17 protein-coding genes are annotated in these 16,552 nt (G+C 65.8%); 5 read left to right on the top strand and 12 right to left on the bottom strand.

The window, feature by feature from the left end; genetic code table 11:
• Positions 1 to 173: 173 nt before the first annotated feature.
• Entirely contained in the window at positions 174 to 911 is a 738-nt protein-coding gene (bamD, locus tag DESUT3_RS15000; RefSeq protein ID WP_221249282.1) for an outer membrane protein assembly factor BamD, read from the bottom strand.
• A gap of 110 nt (positions 912 to 1,021) precedes the next feature.
• Positions 1,022 to 1,870, bottom strand: coding sequence for an RNA polymerase sigma factor RpoH (gene rpoH, locus DESUT3_RS14995; RefSeq protein ID WP_221249281.1), 849 nt, complete (start codon positions 1,868 to 1,870; stop codon positions 1,022 to 1,024).
• A 256-nt stretch (positions 1,871 to 2,126) separates the two neighbouring features.
• Here rpoH and crcB point away from each other — a divergent pair, with 256 nt between their 5' ends.
• The 5 genes from crcB to DESUT3_RS14970 all read left to right on the top strand — a co-directional run bounded on the left by crcB (position 2,127) and on the right by DESUT3_RS14970 (position 5,008).
• Entirely contained in the window at positions 2,127 to 2,498 is a 372-nt protein-coding gene (gene crcB, locus DESUT3_RS14990) for a fluoride efflux transporter CrcB (RefSeq protein WP_221249280.1), read from the top strand.
• A gap of 144 nt (positions 2,499 to 2,642) precedes the next feature.
• Complete coding sequence (locus tag DESUT3_RS14985; protein ID WP_221249279.1) at positions 2,643 to 2,975, top strand: DUF190 domain-containing protein; 333 nt, start codon at positions 2,643 to 2,645, stop codon at positions 2,973 to 2,975.
• Between the two features lie 187 nt (positions 2,976 to 3,162).
• On the top strand, positions 3,163 to 3,624 hold the full coding sequence (locus DESUT3_RS14980; protein ID WP_221249278.1) for a tellurite resistance TerB family protein: 462 nt from the start codon (positions 3,163 to 3,165) through the stop codon (positions 3,622 to 3,624).
• 5 nt (positions 3,625 to 3,629) lie between these two features.
• Entirely contained in the window at positions 3,630 to 4,277 is a 648-nt protein-coding gene (locus DESUT3_RS14975; protein ID WP_221249277.1) for a class I SAM-dependent methyltransferase, read from the top strand.
• 23 nt (positions 4,278 to 4,300) lie between these two features.
• Positions 4,301 to 5,008, top strand: coding sequence for a lipid-binding SYLF domain-containing protein (locus DESUT3_RS14970; protein ID WP_221249276.1), 708 nt, complete (start codon positions 4,301 to 4,303; stop codon positions 5,006 to 5,008).
• Positions 5,009 to 5,209: 201 nt separating this feature from the next.
• Here the strand turns inward: DESUT3_RS14970 and DESUT3_RS14965 are convergent, their stop codons facing one another.
• From DESUT3_RS14965 to DESUT3_RS14920, 10 genes are all read right to left on the bottom strand, one after another.
• A complete protein-coding gene (locus DESUT3_RS14965; protein WP_221249275.1) occupies positions 5,210 to 6,412 on the bottom strand; it encodes an OmpA family protein in 1,203 nt (400 codons plus the stop codon).
• 150 nt (positions 6,413 to 6,562) lie between these two features.
• Complete coding sequence (locus tag DESUT3_RS14960) at positions 6,563 to 7,279, bottom strand: DUF4197 domain-containing protein (protein ID WP_221249274.1); 717 nt, start codon at positions 7,277 to 7,279, stop codon at positions 6,563 to 6,565.
• A gap of 402 nt (positions 7,280 to 7,681) precedes the next feature.
• On the bottom strand, positions 7,682 to 8,128 hold the full coding sequence (locus DESUT3_RS14955; RefSeq protein WP_225911524.1) for a transposase: 447 nt from the start codon (positions 8,126 to 8,128) through the stop codon (positions 7,682 to 7,684).
• A gap of 114 nt (positions 8,129 to 8,242) precedes the next feature.
• On the bottom strand, positions 8,243 to 9,439 hold the full coding sequence (locus DESUT3_RS14950; RefSeq protein WP_221249273.1) for a hypothetical protein: 1,197 nt from the start codon (positions 9,437 to 9,439) through the stop codon (positions 8,243 to 8,245).
• Positions 9,440 to 9,468: 29 nt separating this feature from the next.
• Entirely contained in the window at positions 9,469 to 10,212 is a 744-nt protein-coding gene (locus DESUT3_RS14945; protein WP_221249272.1) for an ABC transporter ATP-binding protein, read from the bottom strand.
• 108 nt (positions 10,213 to 10,320) lie between these two features.
• A complete protein-coding gene (locus DESUT3_RS14940; RefSeq protein ID WP_221249271.1) occupies positions 10,321 to 11,553 on the bottom strand; it encodes an ABC transporter permease in 1,233 nt (410 codons plus the stop codon).
• Positions 11,554 to 11,563: 10 nt separating this feature from the next.
• Positions 11,564 to 12,787, bottom strand: coding sequence for an ABC transporter permease (locus DESUT3_RS14935; protein WP_221249270.1), 1,224 nt, complete (start codon positions 12,785 to 12,787; stop codon positions 11,564 to 11,566).
• 6 nt (positions 12,788 to 12,793) lie between these two features.
• Positions 12,794 to 13,534, bottom strand: a complete 741-nt coding sequence (locus tag DESUT3_RS14930; protein ID WP_225911523.1) for an outer membrane lipoprotein-sorting protein — start codon at positions 13,532 to 13,534, stop codon at positions 12,794 to 12,796.
• A gap of 336 nt (positions 13,535 to 13,870) precedes the next feature.
• Entirely contained in the window at positions 13,871 to 15,400 is a 1,530-nt protein-coding gene (locus tag DESUT3_RS14925) for a MopE-related protein (protein WP_221249269.1), read from the bottom strand.
• Positions 15,401 to 15,635: 235 nt separating this feature from the next.
• Positions 15,636 to 16,460 carry an XdhC family protein gene (locus tag DESUT3_RS14920; RefSeq protein WP_221249268.1) on the bottom strand — a complete coding sequence of 275 codons (825 nt, stop codon included), beginning with the start codon at positions 16,458 to 16,460 and terminating at the stop codon, positions 15,636 to 15,638.
• Positions 16,461 to 16,552: the final 92 nt, after the last annotated feature.

Here is a 16,552-nt window from a genome sequence, read left to right as displayed (position 1 = left end):
TATCCAGCGCTAACTTTTATATAATGACGTAAACGGCAAGTCAAGTAAAAACAATTATCCCACTTGTGGTATGCGCCCCACCTGGCCAGGTGGGGCTGAATATTTAACGAAAATAAAAAGCCCTCCCGGGGGGGAGGGCGGAACGGTCAGCGGCGTGGCGGGGGGGCGGGGGCTCAATAACGCTTTTCCAGCAGCTTCTGGGCCGGCAGAATGAACTCGCTGTTGGGAAACTCTCGGTAGAGCTCGTTGAAGGCCTGGGCGGCGCGGGTCCGATCCTCTTTCATGAGGTAGGCCTGGCCGAGGTAATAGTAGGCCTCGTCCCGGTGGAAATAGTTGGGGTAGCGCTTGAAAAGCCCTTCCAGGCGGCTGGAAGCGGCGGCATATTTCTTGGTGCGGTAATAAAACCTGCCGACGTAGAGCTCGTGGTCGGCCAGCAGGTCCCGGCAGCGGTCGGCCATGACCTGAACCCCTTCGGCCTTGGGGTCCTGGGGGAACTGCTGGAGAAAGCTTTCGAAGGTGGACAGGGCGTTGCGGGTGGCGCCCTGGTCGCGGTCGGCCGAGAGCCGCTGATTGTAATAGGACATGCCGAGCTCGTAGAGAACCCGGGAGGTTTTTTCGTGGTCGGGATGCTGTTTGAGAAAATCCTCGTAGGCGGCGGCCGCCTCGGCGTAGCGCTCGTCCAGGTAATAGGCTTCGGCGATCTTCAGCTCGGCGATCACGTTGAGTTCGGGCGAATAATAGGAGTCACGCACCTTTTCCCAGGCGCCGATGGCGTCGTCGTAGAGGCCCCGCTCGAAAAAGTTCTCACCTTCCTGCAGGTAGCTTTCGGCGGATTTGGGCTGGGGCACCACCGTCGAAGTGCAGGCGGCGGCCAGCAGGGGGATAAGGAGTGTCAGAAGCAACCGTTTCATCTAGGAGTTTCCCTCGGCAAAGATATTCCTCAAGACCCGAAGAAAGTACGGGAAGTGCCGGTGTTTGTCAATGTCAATCGGGTCCGCGGGCGCCCCTTGGCCCTGCCTGGTCACCCAGCCTCCGCTGCCTGGAGGCTGTGGCGCAGCTTGTCCAGGGCGTTCTTTTCCAGCTGTCTCACCCGTTCGCGGCTGATGCCGTAGTCATCGGCCAGCTCCTGCAGGGTTCGGGGCTGCTCGGCGAGGATGCGCTCACGGACGATCCGCCGCTCGCGGGGGTTGAGCCGCTGCAGCGCATCGCCGACCTGGGAGCTGAGCAGGCGCTGCTCTTCCTTCTGCAGCAGCAGCGCCTCCTGGTTCTCGCGATCGTCGGCGAGGGTGTCCATGAGGCTGTAGTCCTCGCCTTCGGTGAGCTGCAGATCGAGCGAGGCGTCGCGGGAGCCCATGCGCAGGGCCATCTCCTCCACTTCGGCGTCGCTTACTTCCAGTTCGCGGGCCACCAGTTGGGTGTCCTCACGCCCGGTCAGGCGGCGTACCGCGGCGCGGGTCTGGTTGAGCTTGAAAAAGAGCTTCTTCTGGGCCTGGGTGGTGCCGATCTTGACCAGCGACCAGCTGCGGATGATGAAATTGTGGATATAGGCGCGTATCCACCAGACCGCGTAGGAAATCAGCCGGATGCCCCGCTCCGGATCGTATTTCTTGACCGCCATCATCAGCCCGACATTTCCCTCCTGCACCAGGTCGAGCATGCGGATTCCGTAGGCCCGGTACTCCTGGGCGATCTTGACCACGAAACGCAGGTTGGCGCAGATCAGGCGGTGGGCGGCCTCCAGGTCGCCCTTGGCGCGGTAGCGCCTGGCCAGTTCGACCTCCTCCTCGCGGCTGAGCAGGTCGAAGTGGTTGATCTCGGCCATGTAAAGTTCAAAGGTGTCGGCGGTAACCGGCAGGCAAAGATTGCTCATCGACTCCGTCTCCTCGAAAAAGTCTTGTATTGACTAGCTGTTGGCACTCTGTTCCGGTGAGTGCTAAATATATATAGCAAAAGGTATTAAATAATTCAAGATGCCAGCTCCACCGCCCGGGGACAGAAAACGCGTTCCGGGCGGGGAGATTGGCGGTTGACAGGGCGCGGAGGGCGCCGGATAATGGCCCCTGGCGGGCCGGCTGGATAGGGAGCCGGAACGGGCGCGACGCGCATTTTCGGACGGTGGTCATTTCATGCAGCTGATTTATATCGGCCTGTTCGGCGCCTTGGGCTGCCTGGGCCGTTACTATTTATCCGGGTGGGCCTACGCCCTGGCCGGACGGGGCCTGCCCTACGGGACCCTGGCGGTCAACCTGCTCGGGTCCTTCCTGCTCGGCCTGGTGATGGAGGGGAGCCTGCGCAGCTCACTGCTCGGCAGCGAACTGCGCATGGGGATCACCGTGGGCTTCATGGGGGGCTTCACCACCTTTTCGACCTTCTCCTACGAAACCTTCCGCCTGCTCGAAGAGGGGAGCCTGCTGCAGGCCGGCGCCAACGTGCTGCTCAACGTGCTGCTCTGCCTGGCCTTCGCCGGCCTGGGGATTTACCTGGCGCGCCAGTTGTAGGGGCGACTCCGCGGATTTTCCCAGGGGCGGGCGGCAATTCGGAGAGCTTGGCCCATGGACCAGGGCGAACACTCAGCTTCGCCCCTACGGAAATCCATCGAGCTGAAACCTGGGCAGCAACCACCGGAAACCGGGAGGAAACGGATGACCAAGCTCGAAGGCGAACAGACGCTGATGCGCATCTTCATCGGCGAAAGCGACCGCTGGCAGCGGCGACCGCTCTACGAGGCGCTGGTGGAACTGTTTCGCCAGGAGGGATTCGCCGGCGCCACGGTCCTCAAGGGGGCCATGGGCTTCGGCGCCCGCAGCGTCACCCATTCGGACAAGCTGCTGCGGCTCTCCAACGACCTGCCGGTGGTCATCGAAGTGGTCGAGCGCCAGGAGAAGATCGAGGCCCTGCTGCCCAGGCTCGACGCAATGATCGAAGGCGGCATGATCACCCTGGAAAAGGCTCGGGTGATCCGCTATCGAAAGTAAGTTAAACAACCCCCAAAGGCAATCTGCCACGGATAAAAGCGGATAGGTTCTGATTAAGTCAAAGACATTGTTATCTTCAGGGTTGATCACCTGAGGGTTGCTGATCAGAGCCTTTCAAAGCCTTGAAATCAGATTTAATCGGATTTGATCCGTGGCCAAATGCGTTTTTAGGATTGGGAATATTTTCATGCTGAACCTGCTCCGCAAGCTGACCGGTGTGGCCGGGCCTGAAAAAGGCGCGGCGGCCGAGCCCGACCGCATCCAGGTGGCGGCCTGCGTGCTCCTGCTCGAAATGGCCCACACCGACGGCGAGTTTCACGCCATGGAAGCGACGCTGGTCAAGGATCTGCTGGCCGACAAGTTCCAGCTGTCGGCGGAGGCCACGGCGGAACTCATCGCCTTGGCCCAGCAGGAGCGCGAGGCCAGCCTCGACATCTACCAGTTCACCCGGCAGATCGACGCCAACTTTTCCCTGGAGCAGAAACTCGAGGTCATCGAAAGCCTCTGGCGTATCGTCTATGTCGACGGGGTGCTGGACAAGTACGAGGAGTACCTGATGCGCCAGCTCGCCAAGTTGCTGCACATCTCTCACCGGCAGATGATCGAAGCCAAGCTCAAGGTGCTCGCCGAACAGCGCGCCAGCTCCTGAACCCCGTGTCCGCAGCAAAGCCCCTGACCCGCATCGTTGCCTGGTCCCACGAACTGCTCGCCGAGGTCCTTGAGCCCGGCCAGGCGGCGCTGGATCTCACCGCCGGCAACGGCCACGACACCCTGTTTCTGGCCCGCCAAAGCGGGGCCGGCGGCACCGTGCTGGCCTTCGATGTTCAGGAACAGGCGCTGGCCGCCACTGCCGAGCGTCTGCGTCTCGCCGGCATTTCCTGGCGGCCGGCGGCGCCGGGGCCGCTGCCCGGGGCGGGGGTCTACCTGGCCCATGACAGCCATGCGCATCTCGAGCGCTACCAGACCGGGGCCTTGCGGGCGGTCATCGCCAATCTCGGCTATCTCCCCGGGGGTGACCCGACGCGGGTCACGCAGCCGGCCACCACCCTGGCCGCCCTGGCGCCGGCGGCCAGGCGGCTTGCCGTGGGGGGGCGCATTGCCGTAGTCGTTTACCCGGGGCACCCCGGCGGGGCCGAAGAGGGCAGGGCCGTCGCCGGGATCTTCGGCCGGCTCCCCTCGGCGCACTGGCAGGTGCTGCGGCTCGAGGTGGCCAACCATCCGCGGGTTCCCTACCTGCTGGTCGCGGCAAAAAGCCGCGCTGAGGCGCCCCTGGGCGCCGATTGCCCGGACTCGAATTGCTGATTGCACCTGAGGAGTGGAAAAGGATGATGAAAAAGGTATTTGGCTCGACCCTGCTTGCCCTGGCCCTTCTCTGCGCCGCGCTGCTGCCGGCCCCGGCCGAGGCGCGCCTGGCCGAACCGCAGAAGCTGCGTGACGTTATCGAAGTGCTTGATCAGGCCGTGGGGATCCCCGAAAGCGGTATCCCGCCCCGGCTGCTGACCAACGCCTACGGCGTCGTCATCATCCCGGGCGCCATCAAGGTGGGGGTGGTGCTGGGCGGCCGCTACGGCAAGGGGGTGGTGCTGGTCCGCGGGCCGGCGGGGGATTGGAGCCATCCGGCCTTCGTCTCCCTGACCGGCGGCAGCCTCGGGCTGCAGATCGGCGCCCAGTCGACGGACGTCATCCTGGTGTTCAAGACCCGGCGCAGCATCGAAGGGCTGCTCGAGGGCAAGATCACCCTCGGCGCCGACGCGGCGGTTTCTGCCGGGCCGGTGGGTCGGCAGGTGGAAGGCGCCACCGATGGCCGGCTCGCCGCGGAAATCTACTCCTACTCGCGAAGCCGGGGCCTGTTCGCCGGGGTCTCCCTGGCCGGCGCGGTGCTGCAGATCGATCAGGAAGCCAACCGCGAGTTCTATCGCCGCAGCAACGTCCAGCCGCGCATGCTGCTCGACGGCGAGGGCCTGCCGCGCTACCCCGAGGTGGACCAGCTCAGGGCACGCCTGCGGCGCTTCGCCCCGGCTGTTGCCGATTAGCAAAGCGAACCCCATCGGCGTCTCTCTATGGTTGCAGGGGCGAACCTGGGGGTTCGCCCCGGGCCGACCCGCAGATCTGCCCCTGGCGCCCCAGGACAAACCGCACGGGAGGGGCCAGCCAGACATCCTCTTTCATGCGAAAAGGGCCGGGATTTCCCGGCCCTTTTCGTATTCGGGCGCCGCCATGCAGGTGGGGTCCGCCTACTCGGGGATCACCACGCAGCAGATGACCTCCACCCGGCGGTTCTTCTGCCGCCCCTCGGCGCTGCGGTTATCGGCCACGGGTTTGGTCAAGCCGTAACCGCGGGCCACCAACCGCTCGGCGGGGATCCCGAACTTCTCGATCAGGTAGCGGCGGACGCTTTCGGCCCGGCGCAGGGACAGTTCGGCATTGTAGTCGGCACTGCCGACGTTGTCGGTGTGGCCGGCAATCAGGAAGGTCGGCGCCTGGTACTTTTGGGTGAACTCCGCCGCCTTGGCCAGCTCGGCGTGATACTCGGGGCGGATCTGCGCCTTGTCGGTGTCGAACTCGATGTGCAGGGTGAACTTCAAATCGCACCCCGTCTCGTCCACCATGGTCCCCTTGGGCGTGCCGGGGCACTGGTCGAGGTGGTCGGCCACCCCGTCCGCGTCACTGTCCAGCGGGCAGCCGCGGTTGTCCACCGGCGCCCCCTTGGGGGTGCCGGGGCATTTGTCGAGATGGTCGGCCACGCCGTCGCCGTCGCTGTCCAGCGGGCAGCCCCTGGCGTCCACCCTCACCCCCGAGGGGGTGCCGGGGCAGCGGTCGTGGTCGTCGTAAACCCCGTCACCGTCGCTGTCCCTCGGCGGCTCCGGCTCCGGGCGGGGCGGGGGCGCCGCCTTGGCGCCGCCGAAGTTGAGGTTCAGCCCGAGGTTCATGAGCAGGTTGTGCTCCAGGTCGCTGTTCGCCTCGTAGAGCAGGTGGCGGGCGTCGAAGCGCAGGGCCAGGTTGTCGGTGAAAAAGCTCTTCAGGCCGAAGCCGTAGTTGCCCAGGGCCTCGGTCTCGCTGCCGCCTCCGTCCGGGTCGAAGGTGATGGCGCCGCCGCCGATGGCCAGATAGGGGACGAAGGCGCTGCTCGGCATGAAGTTGTAAAGCACGTCCAGGTGGTAGGCCAGCGCCTTGACATCGCCCGAGGCGGGGGACTCGAAGGCCGTGTCGACATAGCTTCCGGCCAGCTCCATCCCCCAGCGCCGGGTCAGGTTGAAGCCCAGGCCCAGCCCGTAGGTCAATTCATCCTCGATTCTCTGGTCGCCCTCGAACAGCTGCCCGCCGACGAAAGGCGTCAGCGTGAAGGCGCCCGGCCGGTTCTCCGCCCAGGCCGAGGCGGCCAGCACCCCGCACAGCAGCCATGCCAGGGCCAGACAACACAACCTGGAAGATTTCATGGGATTCCTCCTTCCCGGTCAATCGCAGCAGGGATGAATAAAAAACAATGAAGACGCACTGGCTCAAAGGTTAGCAGAGCAAAACCGTTTGACAAGTGCCCTCCTTCGCTCCCTCTGGAGCGTTGCAGCCCCAGCCCTCCGGCCGGCGGATCACTTGCCGGGCAGCAGCCCCAGGTCCCCGAACTCGGGCCCCTGGCGGATGCGCTGCTCTTCGGAGCCGAGCAGCTTGAAGAGGCCATCGATGGCCTGGGTGGTGGCGTACTGCTCCAGGGAGACCGCGGGTTCGGCCACGGTCCCCTCGGCGGGCTGTTCGGCCGGCTGCAAGTCCTTGGCGCCCTCCATGACCTTCCGGTACTGCTCCAGCGCCCCGGTTTCGGCCAGGGTCGCGGAAATCGCCGGTTGAAAGACCTCGACCAGCTTCCCCTCGGTCTGCTTGCGCAGGTAGTCGGTCGCGGCCGTCTCCCCGGCATTCAGCAGTTCACGCATGGTGGGCACCGAGGTCTGCTCAAGCGCCGCCAGCAGAATCGGCCCCGCCAACGGCGCCGCGCGCTCGGCGGCCAGGTTCAGGCCGGCCTCCACCGGGTCCTTCTGCACCAGGGTGCCGCCCATGCGCAGCAGGTCCGCCGCCAGCAGAAACGGCGGCGGCACCACCAGCCGCACCAGGGGGTTGTCGAGATAGCCGCCGACCTGACCCAGCCGGTTCACCACCTCGCGGACCCCCACCCCCATGGCCCGTTTCAGCCCCAGGGCCGTGGCCTGTTCGCCCAGAGCGTTCACGCCATTTTTGAGACGGTCCACCGGGGAACCGCCGCAGGAGGAGAGCATCAGGGAACACAGCACCAGACACGCGGTAATCTGCCGCCGCATAGTAAGTTGTTTCCTTTCTGGAAAAAGAGAGTTTTAGCGGGCTAAAAAGCGCCCAAACGAAAAAAGCCGCCCCACAGCCGGGAGCGACGGGCGGATATTAGCAGAGAATTTGAGAAAAAGGGAAGGGGGATTTTTTTGGGGGGGCGTGTAGGGGCGCACCTGCGTGTGCGCCCAGGTTTCTGCCATGATTGGAATTGGGACCGATTTCAAGACCGGTGCGGATATACGGGGCAGGGCGGACACGCAGGTCCGCCCCTACGGCTGATTGGCCGGGTTTTCCTGGTCCTGGGCCCATTTTGCCGGGTTGTCGGTGATGTATTGGCGGGCCTGGTGTAATTCGTCGTCGTGGCGGATGACGCGTTCGTAATAATTGCGTTGCCACAAACGGCCGGGGAAAGGGGGTCAATTGTGGTTTTTCACGCCGTTGATGTAGGCGTTGGTGGACATTGTTTTAAACCATTGAACAATTTCCGGTAGGGGCGCACCTACGTGTGCGCCCTGGTTTTTGCCATGATTGGAATTGGGACCGATTTCAAGACCGGTGCGGATGCGCGGGGCAGGGCGAACACGCAGGTCCGCCCCTACGATCCAAACGATTCCGTGGAAATGGTTGGGCATGACCACAGAGATGCCGGGGCGGACGGTGGGGAATTTATTCGTTAATTCCTGCCACCATTTTGTAACCATCTGTCCGGCGTCGTTCAAAACCATCATCCCATCCGCGATTTCCCCGAACAGGCATTCCCGGTTTTGCACGCAAATTGTCACAAAATAGGCACCGGATCGCGAGTAATCGTACCCTTTCAAACGGAAGGAGCGACGGTGGTGAATATCGGGATCGTAAGGCATGGCGGTCCAGAGGCGTAGGGGCGCACCTAAGTGTGCGCGCCATGATCAGGCAAACCCATCCCCCTGAAACTATTACCCTGATGGGCCTGTGTAAAGAAAATTAATGGAAAAAATTTAGAAGAAATATTTCAAAAACACCCCGCCGCTGTCGCTGGCGCTGCCGAACTCGCTGCGGGGGATGGGGAGGCCGAAAACCTGGCGGGGCTTGGCGCCGTGGGTGAGGTTCCAGAACAGCTGCAGGGCGAGGTTGTCGGAGAGGGAGAGGTCGAGCAGGGGGCGCAACAGAAAGGAATCGTCTTCGAGATTCCAGATGAGCAGGCCGCTCACGGTGGCCAGGGGGTGCAGTTGGTAGCTGGGGGCGACCAGCAGGTAGTGGCGGCCGAGCAGAAAGCTCAGCCCCTCCTGGACGGCGGCGGAGGCGAGGGCCTCGGGGTAGGCGGCGGGGTCGCCGGCGCCGGCGCCGTTGTGCAGGTACTGGGTGAACAGGATCAGGCCGTTGTCGAAGCGGTAGTCGGCTTCGAGGCCGGCGATGGCGAAGTCGTCGTGCAGATCACCGCCGGGCCGGTCGGGGTCGCGTCCCTCGAACCAGGCCAGTTCGCCCTTGAGCCCCATGCCGAAGAGCTGGGTGGCCAGGCCGACGCCGCCCATCGTCCGCTCGCGCAGCACCCCGGCGATGCCGAGCAGGTCGACGCCGGTGGGTCCCCCCTCGAGGGTGGCCAGGTAGGAGTTGTCGTCGCTGCCCTGGCCGAACACGGCGATGGCCCCGGCCTGGCCGGTCATGCCGAAGTAGCGGCTGGCGCGCAGGGCGTCGACCCCGGGGCGCACTTCGGTGTCGAGGGCGTCGGGGGGGAAGGGGGCGATGATGTCGAGGGGCGAGAAGAGGCTGATGCGGCCGAAGCCGACGGCCTGGCGGCCGAGGGTCCAGTCGAGCCCGGCGAGGTGGGCGCGCAGGTTGAGGCGGTCGACGAACAGCTGGTGGGCGAAGCGGCCGCCGCGGTTCCAGTCTTTTTCCAGGTCGAGGCGGCGGTTGGGCGAATCGCCCGGCAGCGGCGCCAGGCTCGGCGGGTCGGTGTAGAGCAGGATGTCCTCGACGGAGAATTCGCCCTTGACGCTGCCGGGCAGGGTGCCGGCGAAATCGAGGCGCAGGCGGTTCGAGGAGAGCTCCCCGGAGCTTCCCAGATCCGCGGGGGGCGCCTCGAGCAGCAGGTTGAGGGTTTTGAAATGGCCGCCGACCCGGGGCTCGGCCAGCCATTCGGCATGAGCCAGCGCAGGCAGCAGCAAAAGCAGCAGCGTGTTCAGAACTGCGGCCACGGTTTTTCGCCGGGGAATTATTGAAAACATCAAGGCCCTTGGTTGAGGTTTTCTTCTGACTCCTGAATTCTGACTTCTGAATTCTTCCCATCCTGCCTTTCATCCGCCTCCAGCCGCCCGTCCTTGAGCCGCACCACCCGCCGCGCCAGGGAGATGACCAGGGCGTCGTGGGAGCTGAAGACGAAGGTGGTGCCCTTCTCGGCGTTGATGCGGCGCATCAGCCGCAGCAGATCCTCGCTGGTTTTCGAGTCGAGGTTGGCGGTCGGCTCGTCGGCGAGGATCACCGAGGGCTCGGCGGCCATGGCGCGGGCCACGGCGACCCGCTGCTGCTGGCCGCCGGAGAGGTCGTTGGGGCGGCGCTCTTCGAGCCCGCCGATGCCCAGCTCCTCGAACAGCGCGGCGATGCGCCGGCGCCGTTCGGGGGCCGCGAACCCCTGCAGCATCAGGGTGAACTCGGCGTTCTCGGCGGCGGTGAGCACCGGGATCAGGTTGTAGGACTGGAAGATGAAGCCGATGTTGTGCAGCCGGAAGTCGGCGAGCTCGCGCACCGAGCGCTCGCCGACGCTCTTGCCGGCGATGGTCACGCTGCCGCGGGTCGGCTGGTCGAGGCAGCCCATCAGGTTGAGCAGGGTGGTCTTGCCGCTGCCCGAGGGGCCGGCCAGCACGGTGAACTCCCCGGCCCCGATGCTCAGGTCGACCTCGGCCACCGCGGTGACCTGCTGGCTGCCCAGGGGGTAGATCTTGGTGATGTTGTTCAGCTCGATTAAGGACATGGTGGGGCCTAGTGATGAGTAATGAGTAATAAGTGATGAGTGAAATCAGAAGCGCCAGGCAAGGTCTTTGTCTGATCACTAATCACTTATTACTCTTCACTGGTGTTATCAAACATGCCGCATCGCCTCGACGGGGGCGAGGCGGGCGGCCTTGAGGGCCGGGTAGAGCGAGGCGGCCAGGCACAGGCCGGCGACGTACCAGGCGATGCGCAGCATCCAGGGAACGTCCCAGATGGCCCGCAGGATCGGGTCGAACACCACCCCGCCGTACTCCAGGTTCTCGGAGATGAGGGCGCGCAGGTCGATGCCGTAGCGCACCAGGTACCAGGTGGCCAGTGAGCCGAGCAAGGTGCCGAAGATCATCGACAACACGCCGAGCAGCGTCGCCTCGGCCATGATCATCCCGGCCAGGCGGAGCGGCGAGGCGCCGATAGCGAGGATCACCCCGAATTCGCGCATCCGCTCCATGACCGACATCAGCAGGGTGTTGACCACGCCAATAGTAACAATCAGCAGGATAATGACAAAGATGAATTTCTGGCTGGCGTAATCGAGCTTGATGGCGTTGGCCAGATTCAGCATCGCCTCCTCCCAGGGCAGGGCGCGCAGTTCCGGCTGGTCGGCAATGAGGGCTTCGACCCGGGGGAAGACCCGGCGGTCGGCCTCGGGGTCGTCGAGGATCACCGCGATCTCGTGCACCTGCCCGGGGATCCCGCCCATGGCCGCCGCCCGTTCGCGCCCGACCATCACCAGCCCCCCGTCGATCTCCTTGATGCCGGTTTTGACCACCCCGTGCACCCGCAGCAGTTCGCTCTGCAGCTCGCCGCCGCGCTTCTGCACCGTGACCACGAACTTGTTGCCCCGCGCGATCTTCAGCTCCTTGACCAGGCGGGCGCCGAGGATCGCCTCGCGGCCCTCGGTTGAGGGGAGCATGTCTTCGGCCGCCAGTTGCTTGAGAAACGGGTTGACGGATAGTTCCGCCGCCGGGTCGACGCCGGTCAGCAGGATGCCGCGGCTCTCCCGGCTCGACTGGGCCAGCCCGGGAAGGTAGACCCTGGGCAGAACCCCTTCCACCTCGGGGATGGCGGCGAGGCGCCCGGCCAGCCCGGCCTCGGCGAAGCTGAGCTTCTCGTCGCGGCTGCGCACGTAATCGCCCCGGTAGACGGCGATGTGGCCCGAGCCGGCCCGCACGCCGCTGTTGACCATCTGCCGATAGACCCCGGCGGAGAGGTTGTGGAACGCCTGCACCAGCATCAGGCTCAGGCTCATGGCGGCCAAGGTGATGAGAGTGCGGCGGCGGTTGCGCCAGAGATTTTTCCAGGCAAGGCTTAGATAATTCATGGCTTGAAAGTCAGTTTTCCCTGATCGCTTCCACCGGCCGCAGGCGGGCGGCCCGGCGCGCCGGCAGGTAGCCGGCGAGCAGGCAGGTGGCCAGCAGGATCAGCGCCGGCACCCAGATGTTTTTTGCCTCGAAGACCGCGCTCAGCCGCGGCAGGATGGTGCCGCCGGCGTAGGTCACCGGGGTCAGGTAGCCCGAGAGGTCGATCCCCACCGCCTGCATGTACCAGGTCAGCAGCAGCCCCAGGGTGATGCCGGCGGCCAGGGAGAGCAGCCCCATGACCAGGGTCTCGAGCAGCACCATGGCCCGCAGCTTCCAGGGTTTCATCCCCATGGCCATGAGGATGCCGAACTCGCGGGTGCGCTCGAGCACCGACATGAAGAAGGTGTTGAGAATCCCCAAGCCGGTGGCCGAATAAAGGATGACCACCAGGATCATCCGGCTCACGTCGTAGCTGGCGATCACTTCGCGCATCTCGGGAAGCAGCCTGCCCCAGTCGAGCACCTCGAAATCCGCGGGAAGCCGGGCCGCCAGATCGGCGGCCGCCGCATCCGCCAGGCGCGGGTCGGCCACGCTCAGGGCCACCTCGTGGAGCCGTCCGGGCAGCACCATCACCTCCTGCAGCCAGGCCAGCTCGGCCATGACCAGGGCGTTGTCGTGCCCCGCATCGCCGGTTTCGAAGATGCCGCTCACGGTGAGCAGATCGTTGCCGATGGAGCCGTCGGCGGCCTGGGTGACGAACACCACCTCGTCACCGGGCGTGGCGCCGAGCTTCTCGGCCAGCCCCCGGCCGATCACCACCTGGCGGCCGGCATCGTCGGGCAGGTAGCTGCCGGCGATCAGCTTGTGGTCGAGGTGGGTGACCTGCCGTTCGCGGCCCGGTTCGATGCCCAGGATTTCGGCGGGGTAGGTGTTGTTCCCCCGCGAGAGCAGGCCGAAGGCGCGCAGCCGCGGCGAGGCGCCGACCACCCCGGGGGAGGCGGCGAGGCGCGCGAGCAGTTGCGGCTCGTCGGCGATGTTGAGGAACATGTCGCGTTCGTCCTGGTAGCCGGACCTGGAGACCACCACGTGGCCGTGGTACTGCTCGGTGGCCGAGGCGAGGATATCCATCAGCATGCCGGAGAAGATCCCCAGCGAGAGCATCAGCAGCGAGGAGGAGACCACCATCGCCGAGAGGGTCAGCAGGGTGCGGCGCTTGTTGCGCCAGATGTTGCGGGTGGCCAGGGTCAGCAGCATGGGGGTTCAGGGGCGCTTCTTGAGGTTGCGCAGCGAGAAGAACTCCTGCCCGATGGCGATGTCGAACTCGATGTCCCGGTACTGCATGACGGTGCGTTCCGCGGGCTTGTCGAGGGGCTGCACGACCATGCGCAGGGGGATGGCGCGCCCCTGGACGCTCTGCACGTCCTCGAAGAGGATCTCGCGCACCTTCTCCATCGCCTCGTCGAAATACTCCACCTGCATGGGGATGCGTCCGGCCTTGGCGATGCGGTAATGGATCTTGCCCCAGACCACGGCCGCCTCGGGGCGGGGCAGGCACTCGATGAGCCAGCTCTGGTCGGTCTCCTCGAGCAGGCCGAAGGTGTAGTCCTTGTCGACCTGGCTCCCCTTGACCAGGTCGTCGTTGGTGATGTGGCTCCCCATCCAGAAACCGCCCATCATCGAGGCGGGCACCTTGATCACCCGGTCGACCTTGGGCAGGTAGTTCCAGACCTCCTTTTCGGCCTTGAGGGTGGTGACCCCCTTCTCCTTGGCCGGCTCGGTGATGCGGGTGAGAAAATAGTCGCGCCCGTAGGACCAGGACTCCATCTCCATGCGCCGCTCCCAGTTCTCGGTGCGCACCTCCATGGAGACCAGGGCGAAGGAGGAGCGGCCGGTGTACTGCACCTCGACCTCGCGCACCAGTTCGGCCAAATCGAGGGACAAGGCGGTTCCGGGGAGCAGCAGAAGCAGCATCAGGGCGAACAGGCTGTGGCGGATCGGCATCGGCAGGACCTTTCGCTGGAAATAGGCGCGTTCATTATAGCGCGGGATGCCATGGGGGGCAAAACCGTGGGCGTTTTTCGCACCCCTGAGGCTGGAGCAACTGGTTTGCAGTGCCTTATCCGATTTGATCAGATTTAATCCGCGTCCCATTGGTTTTCAGCCGTCGCAGGATGGGCATCGCATGCTTTGCCCATTGTCTGGATTTCGGCCGCATCGAATCCGACAGATTGGTCCGATCGGTCAGATCCGACGGATCGGGGGCGGCCAAAGGAAGCTATAAAAAAAGGGCGCCGCGAGGGCGCCCGGAGGGAGATTGCATGGCAGATGCCGACCGGCTCAGGAGCCGCTGAAGCGGTGGCAGACGCCGCAGTCGAACCCCCGGCGGGTCACATGCCGGTCGTGGGTGGCGAGAAACCCCCGCGAGGGGAGGTCGCCATGGCATTGGGTGCAGAGTTCCTCCGCGGGGCCCTTGAGGCCGTAACCCAGGGCGGTGAAGTCGATGCGCTCGTTGCCGTGGCAGTCGAGGCAGCCCAGGGCGGTGTCGACGGAGCCGACCTCGCGGGCCAGGGGCTGCCAGGCGACGGTGCTGATCCAGTCGTAGGGGGTGTCGGCGGGCAGCCCCATCCTCTCCAGGCCGCGGCGCACCGCCGCGTCGGGGTCGCCGGTGGCGAGATAGGCGTCGGCGTCGAATTCGATCGCCTGGCGGGTCTGCCGGGTGACCGCCAGTTCGGCGGCGCGAAAGACAAAGGGGTAGAGCTTTCCCCCGTTGCTCTCTCTGCCCAGGGCCGGTGCCGGTTCCGGGAGGGCCTGGGGATCGGGGCTGCGGCCGTCCCAGAAGCGCAGTTGGGGCCCCGGTGCTGCCGACACTTTTCCCCCGGTACCCAAGCCGCGGGCGGTTGGGGGCAGATGACAGCTCGGGCAGGCCACCCGCGGCAGGTGGCGGTTGACGGCCGAGGAGAGGTGCCGCCCGGAGTGGCAGCCGGAGCAGTCCAGAGGGGTCGCGGAGGCGAACCCGGCAGCCGCGGTGCAGCCGCTTTCCGGGGGCTCGCTGCGGCCATGGCAGGAACTGCAATCCACCCCGGCCTCGGCCGGGTGTGGGGCGCCGGGCGCAGGCCCGGCGATGGCCGCCGGGAGGGTCCCATCCAACCCCCTGCCCCGGCTGACGGAGAGCGCCGGGTCGGTATCGTCGGGGTCGAGGGAGGAGGGGAGGCCGTCCTGGTCGAAATCGTCGTCGTCGGCCATGCCGTTGCAGTTTTCATCCGCCAGGTTGTAGGGGATTTCCGGCGCCCCCGGATGGACGGAGGGGGAATTGTCGTCGCAGTCGTCGCCGCCGAAGGCCGCGGCGGCAAAGCCGTCGCCGTCGCGGTCATAGGCCGGGGACGCCCCGGGGGGCTTGTCGATGAGGGCGGCGAAAAGCGGCTCCAGGGTTGCGGACTGGTTAAGCGGCTCCTGGGCCGCGGCGGCGGTTTCGCCTGCGGCCGGCTTGCCCAGCTGTTCGGCGGAGCAGCCGTTGGCGACGATCGGGGCCCCGGGCCGGGTTTCCGGACAGGCGTCCACGTGGTCCATGAACCCGTCGCTGTCGGCGTCGAGCTGCGAGGGCGCGCAGCCGCGCGCATCCACCGAATGCCCCAGGGGGGTTCCCGGACATTGATCCCGATCATCGCCGAGACCGTCACCGTCGGTGTCGGTTACCGCCGAAACCGACGCGGGGTAGACGATGGGGAACGGCCCCACCCGCGACCCTTCTGCCGCCCGCCCCACGGCCGGCGCCAGAAGCAGGGCCAGCGCCACTGCCGAGCACCCCCAGGCGAGGGGGGCCGGCATGGTCGGCGGGCCGAAACGGTGCTTCAGGGCCGTCAGAAACAAGGTCGAGTCCTCTTCGCGGTGGATTGGGTTGCGAATTCCCGGGGGGCGAAACGCGCCCCAAGGTTAAGGCTTGCAGGATTGATTTAGCAAGAGCTCTGCCAGCGGCAAGAGCGGAGGGAAGGGGCGCCAAGTGGCCGAAATCAGGAAGGCAGGTTCCGGGTGCTGGCTGCCTTGGGGCTTCCCCGGCGGGGAAAGGACCGGGTGGCGGTGACAAATTCCGACGGGCTTCCGCGGTTCAGCCGTGGAGGGGGGGCGATTGGCCCTGAGTCTCCCTGCGGGCAGCCGGTGCGGCGGCATGCAGCCGGCGGTGCTGTACCAACTGGGCGACGATGCTGACGGCGATCTCCTCCGGGGTTTCCGCGCCGATCTCCAGGCCGACCGGCGAGATGATCCGGGCGAAGCTCTCCGAGGCTACCCCCTCCTTGGCCAGGTAGCGCTCCAGGGCCATGCGCTGGCGTTTGCTGCCCAGCAGGCCGATGTAGCAGGCCTCGGTCTGCAGCGCCTCCCGGGCGACGGGAAAATCGAGTTGCGGGTCGCCGCAGGCGATCAGGATGTACCCCCGGCGATCCACCGGAAAATCCTCGAGCAGGGCCCGGGGCTGGTCTTCCAGGGAGCGGCTGGCGTTGCCGTCCACCTCGTAGCCCGGGGCTTCGGCCGGAGGCTCGATGCTGGTGACGGCGAAACCCGCCGAGCGGGCCCCGCCGGCAACCGCCCGGCCGACGCCGCCAGCGCCGATGATGAACAGGTGTGGCGGCAGGGTGGCGGGCTCGATGAACACCAGCAGTCGGCCGAGGCCCGGCCCCCCCTTGGGCGCCGCCAGTTCGAAGGGGACGCTGCGGGGCGTCTCCTCCCGGATCACCTGGGCGGCGATGTCGATCACTTCGCTTTCCAGCGGCCCGCCACCCAGGGTCCCGAGGGTGGAGCCGTCATCGCGCACCAGCATCTTCGCCCCGACCCTGCGCTGCGGCGCGTCGGAACCCTCGACCAGGGTCGCCAGGGCCGCGGAACGGCGAGCCTTGTGCAGGCGAATGATTTCTTCGTAAATATGGAGATCGTCCATGCAGGTCACCTCTGTCGGCAGGGCGTGAGGCGCCCGGCACCTAAGGGTTAGTGTAGCAAGCTTCGAGCCCCCTGCAAGGGGGAGAGGTGCCG

The organism is Desulfuromonas versatilis (assembly GCF_019704135.1).
GTDB lineage: Bacteria > Desulfobacterota > Desulfuromonadia > Desulfuromonadales > NIT-T3 > Desulfuromonas_A > Desulfuromonas_A versatilis.
This window is presented reverse-complemented; position numbering and strand designations above follow the sequence as displayed.

Coding starts and splice junctions, on each gene's coding strand:
- rpoH (WP_221249281.1), bottom strand. CDS start 1,870: ATGAGCAATCTTTGCCTGCCGGTTACCGCCGACACCTTTGAACTTTAC.
- DESUT3_RS14945 (WP_221249272.1), bottom strand. CDS start 10,212: ATGTCCTTAATCGAGCTGAACAACATCACCAAGATCTACCCCCTGGGC.
- DESUT3_RS14965 (WP_221249275.1), bottom strand. CDS start 6,412: ATGAAATCTTCCAGGTTGTGTTGTCTGGCCCTGGCATGGCTGCTGTGC.
- bamD (WP_221249282.1), bottom strand. CDS start 911: ATGAAACGGTTGCTTCTGACACTCCTTATCCCCCTGCTGGCCGCCGCC.
- DESUT3_RS14930 (WP_225911523.1), bottom strand. CDS start 13,534: ATGCCGATCCGCCACAGCCTGTTCGCCCTGATGCTGCTTCTGCTGCTC.
- DESUT3_RS14970 (WP_221249276.1), top strand. CDS start 4,301: ATGATGAAAAAGGTATTTGGCTCGACCCTGCTTGCCCTGGCCCTTCTC.
- DESUT3_RS14980 (WP_221249278.1), top strand. CDS start 3,163: ATGCTGAACCTGCTCCGCAAGCTGACCGGTGTGGCCGGGCCTGAAAAA.
- DESUT3_RS14955 (WP_225911524.1), bottom strand. CDS start 8,128: ATGCCTTACGATCCCGATATTCACCACCGTCGCTCCTTCCGTTTGAAA.
- DESUT3_RS14960 (WP_221249274.1), bottom strand. CDS start 7,279: ATGCGGCGGCAGATTACCGCGTGTCTGGTGCTGTGTTCCCTGATGCTC.
- DESUT3_RS14985 (WP_221249279.1), top strand. CDS start 2,643: ATGACCAAGCTCGAAGGCGAACAGACGCTGATGCGCATCTTCATCGGC.
- DESUT3_RS14940 (WP_221249271.1), bottom strand. CDS start 11,553: ATGAATTATCTAAGCCTTGCCTGGAAAAATCTCTGGCGCAACCGCCGC.
- crcB (WP_221249280.1), top strand. CDS start 2,127: ATGCAGCTGATTTATATCGGCCTGTTCGGCGCCTTGGGCTGCCTGGGC.
- DESUT3_RS14935 (WP_221249270.1), bottom strand. CDS start 12,787: ATGCTGCTGACCCTGGCCACCCGCAACATCTGGCGCAACAAGCGCCGC.
- DESUT3_RS14920 (WP_221249268.1), bottom strand. CDS start 16,460: ATGGACGATCTCCATATTTACGAAGAAATCATTCGCCTGCACAAGGCT.